Origin of the sequence: Janthinobacterium sp. SUN128 (assembly GCF_030587275.1) — a bacterium.
In the GTDB taxonomy this organism is placed as follows: domain Bacteria; phylum Pseudomonadota; class Gammaproteobacteria; order Burkholderiales; family Burkholderiaceae_D; genus Janthinobacterium; species Janthinobacterium lividum.
This window is the reverse complement of the sequence record NZ_JAPWHY010000001.1, coordinates 3,724,340-3,736,493: the sequence shown is the minus strand read 5'-3', so window position 1 is coordinate 3,736,493 and position 12,154 is coordinate 3,724,340. Positions and strand designations below refer to the sequence as shown.

Below are 12,154 nucleotides of genomic sequence, written 5' to 3'. Positions count from 1 at the left end.
GTGGTGTAATGAGGCGGATACTGGTCACGGGAGCGACGGGCGGGCTGGGGCGCAATGCCGTGCGCACCCTGCTGGCGCAGGGCGTGGAAGTGCGCGCCACGGGCCGCAACGCCGCCGTGGGCCGCGAACTGGAACGCATGGGCGCGCAATTCGTCGCGCTTGATCTGGCGCAAGCATCGCCGCGCCAGGTCGATGAGCTGGTGCGCGGCATGGATACCGTCTGGCACTGCGCCGCGCTGTCGTCGCCATGGGGGGCCGAGCGCGATTTCATCGCCGCCAACGTCACGGCCACGGCCCAGCTGCTGCGCGCGGCCGCCAGCCTGCACGTGGCGCGCTTCGTGCATATCTCCACGCCGGCCATCTATTTCGACTACCGCAACCGCTACGACGTGCCGGAAACCTTCCGCCCCGACGCCTTCGTCAACGCGTATGCGCGCAGCAAGGCGATGGCGGAAAAACTGGTGCAGGACTGCGTCGACCGCCACCGCGGCATGACGTGCGTGATCCTGCGCCCGCGCGCCATCTTCGGCCCGCACGACCAGGTGCTGATTCCGCGCCTGGCGAGGGTGCTGGAACAGCGCGGCGGCAAGCTGCCGCTGCCCAATGGCGGCGCGGCCACCATCGACATCACCTATGTCGACAATGTCGTGCATGCGATGTGGCTGGCCACCGTGCACAAGACCATCGCTTCCGGCGCCGCCTTCAACATCACGAATGGCGAGCCGGCGCGCTTGTGCGACATTTTGCGCACCCTGTTCTGCGACCATCTGCAGCAGCCGTTCGAGATCGTCAGCGTGCCGTACCGCGTGCTGGCGCTGGTGGCGCGCCTGATGCAGTTTGCTTCGCGCTTTACACGCCGCGAACCGGCGCTCACGCCCTACAGCATCGGTGCGCTCAGCTTCGACATGACGCTCGACAGCGCCAAGGCGCGCAAGGTGCTCGGTTACCGTCCCATCGTCAGCCTGCAGGACGGCATTGCCCGCACGGCGCAGTGGATGCGCCAGGAAGCGGCGGCGCACAAGATGGGCAAGGAGCGCAATGGCTAGCATCACCGCGTTTCGCGTCGGTCACTGCACGCATCCTTCGTGCATGGTTTTGAAAGGCAGCGGGCTGGCCAGCCGCTGCTTCCCCTCGCGCGCCTACCTGATCGAAACACGCGCGGGCCTGTACCTGTGGGACACGGGTTACGCCGAGCACTTCCGCGCCGCCACATCGAAGGGCGTGTACCGCATGTATGCGTGGGTGACGCCGATTTCCTTCGAAGAGCGTGAATCGTTGCAGGGCCAGCTGCGCGCGCATGGCGTGGCGCCCGGCGATATCCACACCTTGCTGCTGTCGCACTTCCACGCCGACCATATCGCGGGCCTGCGCGACTTTCCCGGCGCGCGGCTGATGGCCTCCAAAATGGGCTGGGACGCCGTGCGCGGCCTGTCCGGCGTGGCCGCCGTGCGCCAGGCCTTCGTGCCCGAGCTGTTGCCAAACGATATAGCCGACCGCCTGGATTTCGTGGAAAGCGTGCCCGAGACGGCCTTGCCGGCCGCCCTGCTGCCATTTACGCACGGGCGCGACGTCAGCGGCACGGGCGAAATCTACATCGTCGACCTGCCCGGCCACGCCATCGGCCACCTGGGCGCCTTCGTGCTGCAGGAGAGCGGCTGGACCTTGCTGGCGTCCGACGCGGCCTGGGTGCCGGAAAGTTTCCAGCAGCTGCGCGGACCGTCGGAACTGTCGTTTATCATCCAGCACAAGCGCGCGCCGTACTACGCCACCCTGAACCGGCTGCACCAGTTGCACCGGTCAGGCAATGCGCAGATCCGCATCACGCACGAAGACACGGCGGACTATGTTCCTGTGGCGGGCCGCCCGTGAAGCGTATCTTCTGGCTGTTGCTGTCGTACTGGCGTACGCGCCGCCTGCACTTTGCGGACCGCGCGCAGCTGCACGCATACCAGCAGCGGCAACTGGCCCGTTTCATTGCGGTGCTGTGCGCGCGCAGCGCTTATTTCACCCCGTACCGAGATATGCCGCTGGCGCAGTGGCCGACGATGAACAAGGCGCTGATGCTCGAGCATTTCGACGCCATGAATACGCAAGGGGTGACTTTGGCGCAAGCGATGGACGCGGCCATGGCGGCCGAGCAGAGCCGCGACTTTACGCCGGCCGTCGGCGACATCACGGTGGGCCTGTCGTCCGGCACCTCGTCGCGGCGCGCCGTGTTTACCGTCAGCCCCCGCGAAAAGGCCCAATGGGCGGGCGTGATGCTGGCCAAGGCGCTGCCCGATGGCCTGTTCTCCGGCGAGCGGGTCGCGCTGTTCCTGCGCGCGAACAGCAATCTGTACACGGCCGTGCGCTCGCCGTGGTTGACCTTTGCCTTTTACGATTTGTTCGAACCGTTCGACAGCCTGTGCGGGCAGCTGGCGCAATATCGGCCTTCCGTCATCGTCGCGCCGGCCCAGGTGCTGCGCCAGCTGGCCTTGCGCGTCATCGATGGCAGCCTGGCGCTGGCGCCGAAAAAAGTCATCTCGGTGGCCGAAGTGCTGGAAGCGCAGGACCGCGCGCTGATCGTGCAGGCGTTTGGCGCCGTGCATGAAATCTACCAGGCCACCGAGGGTTTTCTCGCCAGCAGCTGCGAGCACGGCGTGCTGCACCTGAACGAAGAGTACGTGCATATCGAGCCGCAGTGGCTCGATGGAGAGCAGCGGCGCTTCGTCCCCGTGATTACGGACTTCACGCGCATCACGCAGCCCATCGTGCGCTACCGCCTGGACGATATCCTGATCGCGCGCGCCACGCCATGCCGGTGCGGCCGCGCCACGCGCGCCATCGATGGCATCGAAGGACGCTGCGACGACATGCTGTTCTTGCCATCCTTGCCATCGGCGAACGGCGGTGCACCCGTCGCGGTGTTTGCCGACGTGCTGACGCGGGCCTTTGCGCAAGCCTTGCCGCCCGACGCCGATTACCGCCTGGTGCAGTCGGGCGACGCATCCCTGCAACTGCATGCAGCCCTGGACGAGGCAGGACTGGCCGCCCTGCGCGCGCACCTGGCAGCGGTGCTGCAGGGCCTCGGCGTGGCCGTCGACGGCCTGGCCTGGACGACGAGCGCTGAACTGCCTCCCTTTGATCCCACCATGAAACGGCGCCGCATCCGGCGCCTTGCGACCGCATGAACCCTTCTTCCATGACCGTACGCGGCCGCCTGCTGCATTTGCTGGCCGGCTGGGGCAGCGTCGGCCTCGTGTATTTTTCCAGCGACTTGCTGCAAGGGCAGGGCGTGCTGCTGCCGGAAACGGCCATCGACCGCGCCATTCCCTATACGGACGCTGCCATCTGGCTGTACCTGTCCTTCTTCATCCTGATCCCCTACGCCTACCTGGCGGCCGATGCGGCGCGGGTGCGCTGGCTGGCGCGCGCCATGGCGCTTTCCGCCGTCATGTGCGGCGTGGTGTTCCTGCTGTATCCGACCACCCTCGCGTATCCGCCCGTCGATGCAGGCAATGCCTGGAGCACGCAGGCGCTGCGCATGCTGCAGGCGGCGGATTCCACGCAAAACTGCCTGCCGTCGCTGCATGGCGCCCTGACATTGCTGTGCGTGTGGGCGCTGTGCGGCAGGCGCCATCTGCTGCGCTCCGCGCTGGCCGTGGCGCTGGGCCTGGCCATCTGCTATGCCATCATCGCGCTGCGCCGGCACGTGAGCATCGATCTGGCTGCCGGCCTGGCCGTTGGCATCGCTGGCGGCATGCTGGCCAAAATGCAGGTATCCTTGGCTGCCCGCCGCGCCGTTTCCATGAAAACCGCACCATGATGAATCCATTTGCCCTATCGTTTTTGATCATGCTGGCCTTCGTGCTGGCCGAACTGCTGATCCTGAAATGGGTGCGCAAGACCCCCGTGCCGTGGAAGGACGTGATCTTCAACCTCAATTCGGGGCACATATTGATGTGGGTGTTCCGCGGCGTGGAAGTGGCGGCCTTCGCCCTGCTGCTGCGCCATGTGAGCCTGCACATCGTCGACCAGTGGCCCGTGGCGGCGCAATGGGTCTTCGCTTTTTTTGCCTGGGATTTGTGCTTTTACTGGATGCACCGGCTGCATCATAAAATCCCTTTGCTGTGGGCCGTGCACGTGGTGCACCACCAGGGCGAGCATTTCAACCTGTCGCTGGGCGTGCGCAATTCCTGGTATTCGTCGCTGACGAATTTCCCCTTCATCGCCATCCTGGCCGTGCTGGGCGTGCCGCTGGAAATCTTCCTCGTCGTCTCGTCCCTGCATTACACGGTGCAGTTCTATAACCACAATGCGCTAGTGAACAAGTCCGGCATTCTCGACAAATTCATGGTCACGCCGTCGCACCACCGCGTGCACCACGGCACGGATAAACGCTATATCAACCGCAATTTCGGCGGCACCCTGCTGCTGTGGGACCGGCTGTTCGGCAGTTTCCAACCCGAACTCGAGGGCGTGGAAATGCGCTATGGCGTGAGGGGCATGACACCCACGCACAACCCGCTGCTGGCCAGCAACGGCAAACTGTTCACATGGCTGCGTGCGCGCTTTCCCCACTGGCAGTCGCGCGGCACTTTCCACGTGCCCGAGCTGTTCATCGGCATCGGCGGCGTGATCCTGTTTGGCCTGGTGATCTATTACGTCAATCACGAAGCGGTGCTGGCCGGCGCGCAGCAGGCCATCCTGTTTGCGCTGATCTTTGGCGGCACCCTGGCGCTGGGCGGCCTGTCGGATGCGCGCCGCTGGGGCGCCATCGCCTGGGTCGCCATCGCCGTGGCCATGCCGCTGCTGTTCCTGGGCTGGTATGGCGCGCGCGATGCGTGGGGCGTGGTCTTCCTGGCTGCGCTGCTGGCGCATGGCCTCGACGGCGCGCGCCGCCTGTGGTGGCCGGCAGCGGCGGGGACGCGCGCGTGACGCAGCCTGTACCTTCGCTGCCGCCGCTGCGCTTCCAGCCCGCCCGCGATTCCGCCTTCCGCCGCGAATTGCGCGCGCGCGCCGACGCCTACCTGGCGGATGAAGGAAGACACCGTTTCGGCGACGCGCGCCTGCATGCGAAAACCGTGTTTCTGGCCGCGCTGACGGTGGGGCTGTATGCGCTGGCCTTGAACGCCGGCAGCACCTGGCCGTTCGTCGCCAGCTATGTGGCTTGCCTCGTCGCGGCCATGGCGCTGGCCATGAATACCCTGCACGACGCGGCCCACAGCGCCATCTTTCGCCAGGGAGCCTGGAACCGCGTGCTGATCCGCCTGGTGGGCTTGCCCGTGGGCGTGGACACGGATTTCTGGACCATCCGCCACGTGCACTTCCATCACACGTACGCCAACGTGGAAGGCTATGACCTCGACACGGAGCCGAATCCGTTTTTGCGCCAGACGCCGTTTCAACGCTGGTCGCCGCAGTACCGCTATCAATATCTGTACTGGCCCGTGGTGGCGGCCCTGTCGCTGCCTTATCTGAACTGGTATGGCGACTGGCTGGACCGCTTTGGCAAGACGCCAGTGGCCGCGCACAGCCGCTTGCAGGGATGGCGTGGCTGGCTGTCCTTCCTGGGCTGGAAGCTGGGCCACGTGGCGCTGGTGCTGGCGCTGCCCATGTGGGTGCTGCAGCAGCACGGCATCGGCTGGGGCGTGGTGCTGGGCGCGTATTTCGTGGGCCAGATGCTCGCCTCGTGCGCGCTGGTGGCGCTGATCCTCGGCACGCACTGGGCCGAAGTGGAGTTTTTCCAGCCGGGGCAGGACGGCACCCTGCCGCACGACTGGTACCAGCACACGTTTTATACGGCTTGCGACTGGACGCCGAGGCCGCGCGCCCTGCGCTGGCTCGGTTACTGGCTGGGCGGCTTGAACCTGCACCTGACGCACCATTTGTTCCCCACCTGGAACCACCGCCATTACCCGGCGTTGGCGCGCATCCTGGCCGAACTGGCGCCGCGCCACGGCCTCGTGTACCGCGAACTCGGTTACGGCCAGCTGCACGCCTCGCAGCAGCAATTCCTGCGCGCCATGGGCCGGCCACCGGCAAAGCCCTGACGAATCGCGCTTGACTCGGTTTCCGTTTCGTCTTAAATTTCTGTAACGACAGAAATGAGAGAAAGCAATGGAACTGAGTCCAACTACGCAAAAGTACATTCTTCATTGGGGCGAGATGGGCACCCGCTGGGGCGTCAACCGCACGGTGGCGCAAATCCACGCGCTGCTGTTCCTGGCGAATGAACCGCTGACGGCGGAAGACATCGCGGCCAGCCTGAACGTGGCCAGGTCCAACGTCAGCAACAGCCTGAAGGAATTGCAAAGCTGGGGCCTGGCGCGCATCACGCATGTGATGGGGGACCGGCGCGACCATTTCGTCGCCCTGCAGGATGTGTGGGAAATCTTCCGCGTCATCATGGAAGAGCGCAAGCGGCGCGAGATCGATCCCACCCTGACGGTGCTGCGCGAGTGCGCGATCGAGGGCGAGCACGATGCGGCGATACCGCCAGAGACGCTGGCGCGTATGGGCGAGGTACTGGCGTTTTTGGAGATGCTCAGCAGCACCTACAGCGATTATAAAAACCTGCCGCCCGCCACCCTGCAGCGCATGCTGTCGATGGGCGGCAAGGTGGCCAAGTTCCTCAGCCCGGAAGACAAACCGGGCAAGCGTGGCAAATCATGAACGGCCCCTCGGAAGGAGAACTGTTCAAGAAGGTGATGGGCGCACAGTGGCTGACCCTGCACCCGGATATCCGCCGCCGCTTCGAGAAAAATCCCGCGCCGGGCCAGCCCCTGTACTACCGGGGCGAACTCAGTGAACTCACCAGCTCGCGCATGGGCAAGGTGCTGGGCTGGCTCACGCGCCCCTTCATCAACGGCGCGTTGATTCCGTACGACGACCACGGCTTCCCCGTGGATATCGAAGTCTATTCGCGCCCCGGCTGCCCCTTCATCTTCAAGCAGCGCACCTACCGCCTGCACGGGCGCGCACCGATCCGCTTCACCTCCTATATGGCCGAAAGCGCGAAGGGCGAAGTGCTCGAATACGTGGGCATGGGGTTGGGCATGAAGCTGGTGCTCCACGTCGAGGATGGCAACCTGCACTTCACCAGCGATGGCTATTTTTGGGATCTTTTCGGCTGGCGCATGCCGCTGCCCGGCGTGCTCACGCCCGGCAAGACCTATCTGTGCCACCGCAACGACACGCCGCAGCAGTTCAATATCCGCATCGAGATCCGCCACGCGCTGTTCGGCACCACGTTTACGCAAGTGGGCGTGTTCCGCGAGTCCGCCGCGCCGGAAATGAAGGAGACACCATGAATACGCATCTGCTGGCCCTGCAACTGATGGCGGCGCAAGGCTGCCTGGGCGCCTTCGACACCATCTACCACCATGAAATCACGGAGGCGCTGCCGCAAAAGGCCTCGGCGCGCCTCGAATTGAGCATCCATGCGACACGCGCCCTGATCTACAGCCTGCTGTTCGTGGGCCTGGCCGCCTGGGAGTGGCATGGCGCCTGGGCCTGGGTGCTGGTGATCGTCTTTGGCGTGGAAATCGTGCTGACCCTGTGGGATTTCGTCGTGGAAGACCAGACCCGCCTCTTGCCGGCCACGGAGCGGGTCACGCATACGGTGCTGGCGATCAATGCGGGCGCCTTTATCGCGCTGCTGGCGCTCAATAGCAGCGAGTGGGCCAGCTTGCCGACGGCACTCGTGTGGCAGCCGTATGGCTGGCTCAGCGTCTTCCTGGCCCTGTGCGGCGTGGGCGTGGGCCTGTCCGGCCTGCGCGATGCATATGCCGTGTGGCAGCTGGGCCGGCGCAAGGTGCAGGAGACGGCAGAGCAGGAGAAGCGCCTGAGCTTTGCCGCTGCGCCGCAGTCCGTGCTGGTGACGGGCGCCACGGGTTTCATCGGCCAGCAGTTGGTCAGCGCCTTGCTGGCCGACGGCCATGCGGTGACGGTGCTGACGCGCCAGCCGAAGCAGGCTGCATGGACATTTAATGGCCAGGTGCGCTGCATCCAGGCGCTGGACGAATTGCCGGATGCGCAGCGCATCGACATGGTCGTCAACCTGGCCGGCGCGCGCATCGTCGGGAAGCGCTGGACGGACGCGCGCAAAGCCACTTTGCGCCGCAGCCGCGTGGCGCTGACGCAGGCACTGGTGGCATGGATCGCCCGCGCGCAGCATAAGCCACGGGTGCTGCTGTCGGCGTCGGCCATCGGCTATTACGGCGTGCAGCCGCAGGGCGATGCGACGCAGCTCGATGAAGACAGCGCGCCGCAAGCCATCTTCATGTCGCAGCTGTGCCAGGAATGGGAAGCGGCCGCGCGCCAGGCGGAGAGATTTGGCGTGCAGGTGGGCTGCATGCGCTTTGGCCTCGTCTTCGGCCACCAGGGTTCGCTGCCGCAGATGCTGCTGCCGATCCGCTTCGGCGTGGGCGGCCCCCTCGGCAGCGGCCAGCAGTGGGTCACGTGGGTGCATGTGCGCGACGTGATCCGCGGCATGGCCCATCTGGCGCGCCGCAGTGAGCAGGGCATGGTGAGCGGCGCGTATAACTTCTGCGCGCCGGAAGCCATCGAGCAGCGCCGCTTCGCCCAGGTGGCGGGCGCCGTGCTGCACCGGCCCAGCTTCCTGCCCACGCCGGCCTTCGTCATGCGCGCCTTGCTGGGCGAGCAGGCCGACTTGCTGGTGGAAGGCCAGCGGGTGGCGCCGCGCCGCCTGCTGGCCGAGGGATTTGCCTTCCGCTATCCGCAGCTGGAAGGGGCGCTGCGCAGTTTATAAGTTGGCGTAAGATGGGGATGGGAGGAACCGAACCATGCCCCGCTTCAGCCATACGATAGACAGCCAGGTTTACCAGTTCGCCAGCCTGAAAACGCTGCTGGCGAAGGCCACGCCGCCCCGTTCGGGCGATGTGCTGGCCGGCGTGGCGGCAGCCAGCGCGCGCGAGCGGATGGCGGCGCAGCTGGCGCTGGCGGACGTGCCGCTGTCGCTGTTTCTCAACGAGGCGCTGGTGCCGTATGAAGACGATGAAGTCACGCGCCTGATCATCGACACCCACGAGCGCGCCGCTTTTGCGCCGATTTCCCACCTGTGCGTGGGCGATTTTCGCGACTGGCTGCTCGATGACGCGACGGATACACAAACGCTGTCCGAGGTCGCCGCCGGCATCACGCCGGAAATGGCGGCAGCCGTCTCAAAAATCATGCGCCTGCAGGACCTGGTGCTGGTGGCCCGCAAGTGCCGGGTCGTCACATCGTTCCGCAATACCCTGGGCCTGGAAGGCCGCCTGTCCACGCGCTTGCAGCCGAATCATCCGACGGACGATGCCACGGGCATTGCCGCCTCCATCCTCGATGGCCTGCTGCTGGGCAGCGGCGACGCCGTGATCGGCATCAACCCGGCCACCGACAATGTGGCGCAAGTGGTGTCGCTGCTGCAGCTGCTCGACGCCGTCATTGATCAATATCAGATTCCCACGCAGTCGTGCGTGCTCACGCACGTCACCAACACCCTCGAGGCGATCCGCCGCGGCGCGCCCGTCGACCTGGTATTCCAGTCGGTGGCGGGCACGCAGGCGGCCAACCGCAGCTTCGGCATCGACTTGTCCCTGCTGGCCGAGGGGCAGGCGGCGGCCCTGTCGCTGGGACGCGGCACGACGGGCAACAACGTCATGTATTTCGAGACGGGGCAGGGCAGCGCTCTGTCGGCCGGCGCGCACCACGGCATGGACCAGCAAACGTGCGAAGCGCGCGCGTATGCGGTGGCGCGCGCCTATCAGCCGCTGCTGGTCAATTCGGTGGTGGGCTTCATCGGCCCCGAGTATCTGTACGACGGCAAGCAGATCATGCGCGCGGGGCTGGAAGACCATTTCTGCGCCAAGCTGCTGGGACTGCCCATGGGCTGCGACGTGTGCTACACCAACCATGCGGAAGCGGACCAGGACGACATGGATGCCTTGCTGACCATGCTGGGCGTGGCCGGCTGCAATTTCATCATGGGAGTGCCGGGCGCGGACGACATCATGCTCGGCTACCAGAGCACCTCGTTCCACGACGCCCTGTATGCGCGCCGGGTGCTGGGCCTGCGTCCCGCGCCGGAATTCGAAGCCTGGCTGGCACGCATGCGGATCACGGATGCGCAGGGCCTTTTGCACACGGCGCTGGCGCCCGCCTTCCAGGCGGCCCTGCTGCGCCTGGGCACCTAGGGAGGAAGTATGGGCGATACCGATTCGTGGCAAGCCCTGCGCGCGTACACGGCGGCGCGCATCGCGCTCGGGCGCCGTGGCGTGAGCGTGCCGACCCGCGCGCAGCTGGCGTTCCAGCTGGCCCACGCGCAGGCGCGCGACGCCGTGCACCTGGCGCTCGATGGCGAGGCCCTGGCAGGCGTATTGGCCGCACAGGGGCAAGACTGCGTGCAGCTGCACAGCGCGGCCGCCACGCGCGCCGACTATCTGCAACGCCCCGACCTGGGGCGCCGGCTCGACGACGCTTCACGCCTGCGGCTGGCCGCCGGTGCCGTGGGCGTCGACCTGGCGCTGGTGGCGGCCGATGGCCTGTCGGCGCTGGCCGTGCAGCGCCATGCGGCACCCTTCCTGGCCGCCTTGCGCGAACGGCTGGCGCTGGAAGCGTGGACGCTGTCGCCGGTACACATCGTGGCGCAGGGACGGGTGGCCATCGGCGACGAGGTGGGGGAATTATTGAAGGCGCGCGCCGTGCTGGTGCTGATCGGCGAGCGGCCGGGCTTGAGTTCCCCGGACAGCCTGGGCCTGTACCTGACGTGGGCGCCCGAAGCGGGTTTGCTGGACGAGCGCCGCAACTGCATTTCGAACGTGCGCCCCGCGGGGCTGGCGTATGCGCAGGCCGCGTACCGGCTGCACTACCTGCTGTCGCAGGCGTTCAGCCGGCAGCTGTCGGGCGTGGCATTGAAGGATGAAACGGTGGAAGAGGGCGCGGCCCTGGCGGGCGCGCGCAACTTCCTGCTGGCGTGATCAGACTTCGCGGATTTCGTCCAGCGGCCAGCGCGGGCGCACGTTGAACGAGTAATCGTGCTTGGCCGCCTGCGGGTTGATTTGCAGGCGCATGGCGCCGGCAAAGGCGATCATGGCGCCGTTGTCGGTGCAGAATTCCAGCTCCGGGTAATACACTTTAAAACGCTTCTTGGCGGCCGCCGCGTTGAGCGAGGCGCGCAGTTGTGCGTTGGCGCCCACGCCGCCGGCGATCACCAGGCGTTTCAAGCCCGTGTGCTTGAGGGCCGAGACACACTTGGCTGTCAGCACGTCGACGATGGCGTCGACGAAGCCGCGCGCGATATTCGCCTTGTCCTGCTCGCAGATATTCGCGATGACTTTTTCTTCATGGTTTTTCACCACCGTCAGCACGGCCGTCTTCAAACCGGAAAAGCTGAAGTTGAAATCCTTCGAGTGCAGCATGGGGCGCGGCAGCTTGTAGGCCAGCGGATCGCCGAATTCGGCCAGGCGCGAAATGGCGGGGCCGCCCGGATAACCGAGACCCAGCAGCTTGGCCGATTTGTCGAACGCTTCGCCGGCCGCATCATCGAGCGTTTCGCCCAGCATCGTGTACTGGCCCACGCCATCGACGCGCATCAGTTGCGTGTGGCCGCCCGACACCAGCAGGGCGATGAAGGGGAATTCCGGCGGTTCGGACGCCAGCAAGGGGGAGAGCAGATGGCCTTCCAGGTGGTGGATGCCCAGCACCGGCTTGTTGATGGCCAGACCCAGGCTGCAGGCGACGGACGATCCGACCAGCAGCGCGCCGGCGAGGCCGGGCCCCTGCGTGTAGGCGATGGCGTCGATCTCGGGCAGGGTGATGCCGGCCTTGGCCAGGGTTTCTTCCAGCAGCGGAATGGCGCGGCGGATATGGTCGCGCGACGCCAGTTCCGGCACCACGCCGCCATATTGCTCGTGCATGGCGACTTGCGAATAGAGGGCGTGCGACAGCAGGCCGCGTTGCGTGTCGTACAAGGCCAGGCCGGTTTCGTCACAAGAGGATTCGACGCCAAGAACAATCATGAAGGTGCTAAATAGGGAGGAGTAATCCGCCATTGTAAAGGAAAGCCGGGCAGTCCACCGTGCGGCCGGCGCACCATTTCGGCGGCAGTGTGCACTTGCGCAGTGCGCCGCTGGCCGGTTTTCCCCCGGTTTTTGGCCATTCTTCGCCTGTGCGG

The 12,154-nt window shown here is 66.0% G+C and carries 12 protein-coding genes; 11 read left to right on the top strand and 1 reads right to left on the bottom strand.

The window, feature by feature from the left end; all coding sequences use genetic code 11:
* The first annotated feature begins 8 nt into the window (after window positions 1-8).
* From O3297_RS16900 to eutC, 11 genes are all read left to right on the top strand, one after another.
* The gene (locus O3297_RS16900; RefSeq protein ID WP_305049248.1) at window positions 9-1,046 is read left to right on the top strand and encodes an NAD(P)-dependent oxidoreductase; all 1,038 of its coding nucleotides are present in this window, start codon (window positions 9-11) and stop codon (window positions 1,044-1,046) included.
* A complete protein-coding gene (locus tag O3297_RS16895; protein ID WP_305049247.1) occupies window positions 1,039-1,869 on the top strand; it encodes an MBL fold metallo-hydrolase in 831 nt (276 codons plus the stop codon). Before O3297_RS16900 ends, O3297_RS16895 begins: the two co-directional genes overlap by 8 nt.
* On the top strand, window positions 1,866-3,170 hold the full coding sequence (locus tag O3297_RS16890; protein ID WP_305049246.1) for a F390 synthetase-related protein: 1,305 nt from the start codon (window positions 1,866-1,868) through the stop codon (window positions 3,168-3,170). Before O3297_RS16895 ends, O3297_RS16890 begins: the two co-directional genes overlap by 4 nt.
* Window positions 3,167-3,805, top strand: a complete 639-nt coding sequence (locus O3297_RS16885) for a phosphatase PAP2 family protein (RefSeq protein ID WP_305049245.1) — start codon at window positions 3,167-3,169, stop codon at window positions 3,803-3,805. The genes O3297_RS16890 and O3297_RS16885 overlap by 4 nt, the downstream gene beginning before the upstream one ends.
* On the top strand, window positions 3,802-4,917 hold the full coding sequence (locus O3297_RS16880; RefSeq protein WP_305049244.1) for a sterol desaturase family protein: 1,116 nt from the start codon (window positions 3,802-3,804) through the stop codon (window positions 4,915-4,917). Before O3297_RS16885 ends, O3297_RS16880 begins: the two co-directional genes overlap by 4 nt.
* Entirely contained in the window at window positions 4,914-6,032 is a 1,119-nt protein-coding gene (locus O3297_RS16875) for an acyl-CoA desaturase (RefSeq protein ID WP_305049243.1), read from the top strand. Before O3297_RS16880 ends, O3297_RS16875 begins: the two co-directional genes overlap by 4 nt.
* A gap of 67 nt (window positions 6,033-6,099) precedes the next feature.
* Window positions 6,100-6,654: a GbsR/MarR family transcriptional regulator gene (locus tag O3297_RS16870; RefSeq protein ID WP_305049242.1), complete on the top strand. Its 555-nt coding sequence runs from the start codon at window positions 6,100-6,102 to the stop codon at window positions 6,652-6,654.
* Window positions 6,651-7,292 carry a DUF4166 domain-containing protein gene (locus tag O3297_RS16865; RefSeq protein ID WP_305049241.1) on the top strand — a complete coding sequence of 214 codons (642 nt, stop codon included), beginning with the start codon at window positions 6,651-6,653 and terminating at the stop codon, window positions 7,290-7,292. Before O3297_RS16870 ends, O3297_RS16865 begins: the two co-directional genes overlap by 4 nt.
* Entirely contained in the window at window positions 7,289-8,752 is a 1,464-nt protein-coding gene (locus O3297_RS16860) for a TIGR01777 family oxidoreductase (RefSeq protein ID WP_305049240.1), read from the top strand. Before O3297_RS16865 ends, O3297_RS16860 begins: the two co-directional genes overlap by 4 nt.
* A gap of 34 nt (window positions 8,753-8,786) precedes the next feature.
* Window positions 8,787-10,175, top strand: a complete 1,389-nt coding sequence (locus O3297_RS16855; RefSeq protein ID WP_305049239.1) for an ethanolamine ammonia-lyase subunit EutB — start codon at window positions 8,787-8,789, stop codon at window positions 10,173-10,175.
* Between the two features lie 9 nt (window positions 10,176-10,184).
* A complete protein-coding gene (eutC, locus tag O3297_RS16850; RefSeq protein ID WP_305049238.1) occupies window positions 10,185-10,958 on the top strand; it encodes an ethanolamine ammonia-lyase subunit EutC in 774 nt (257 codons plus the stop codon).
* On the opposite strand, the gene tsaD is transcribed toward eutC, so the two are convergent.
* Window positions 10,959-11,999, bottom strand: coding sequence for a tRNA (adenosine(37)-N6)-threonylcarbamoyltransferase complex transferase subunit TsaD (gene tsaD, locus O3297_RS16845; RefSeq protein WP_305049237.1), 1,041 nt, complete (start codon window positions 11,997-11,999; stop codon window positions 10,959-10,961).
* Between the last annotated feature and the right edge of the window lie 155 nt (window positions 12,000-12,154).

Excerpts from the sequence above, each read along its gene's own strand:
- O3297_RS16895 (WP_305049247.1), top strand. The coding sequence starts at position 1,039 with ATGGCTAGCATCACCGCGTTTCGCGTCGGTCACTGCACGCATCCTTCG.
- O3297_RS16880 (WP_305049244.1), top strand. The coding sequence starts at position 3,802 with ATGATGAATCCATTTGCCCTATCGTTTTTGATCATGCTGGCCTTCGTG.
- O3297_RS16865 (WP_305049241.1), top strand. The coding sequence starts at position 6,651 with ATGAACGGCCCCTCGGAAGGAGAACTGTTCAAGAAGGTGATGGGCGCA.
- O3297_RS16885 (WP_305049245.1), top strand. The coding sequence starts at position 3,167 with ATGAACCCTTCTTCCATGACCGTACGCGGCCGCCTGCTGCATTTGCTG.
- eutC (WP_305049238.1), top strand. The coding sequence starts at position 10,185 with ATGGGCGATACCGATTCGTGGCAAGCCCTGCGCGCGTACACGGCGGCG.
- O3297_RS16900 (WP_305049248.1), top strand. The coding sequence starts at position 9 with ATGAGGCGGATACTGGTCACGGGAGCGACGGGCGGGCTGGGGCGCAAT.
- O3297_RS16855 (WP_305049239.1), top strand. The coding sequence starts at position 8,787 with ATGCCCCGCTTCAGCCATACGATAGACAGCCAGGTTTACCAGTTCGCC.
- O3297_RS16870 (WP_305049242.1), top strand. The coding sequence starts at position 6,100 with ATGGAACTGAGTCCAACTACGCAAAAGTACATTCTTCATTGGGGCGAG.
- O3297_RS16860 (WP_305049240.1), top strand. The coding sequence starts at position 7,289 with ATGAATACGCATCTGCTGGCCCTGCAACTGATGGCGGCGCAAGGCTGC.
- tsaD (WP_305049237.1), bottom strand. The coding sequence starts at position 11,999 with ATGATTGTTCTTGGCGTCGAATCCTCTTGTGACGAAACCGGCCTGGCC.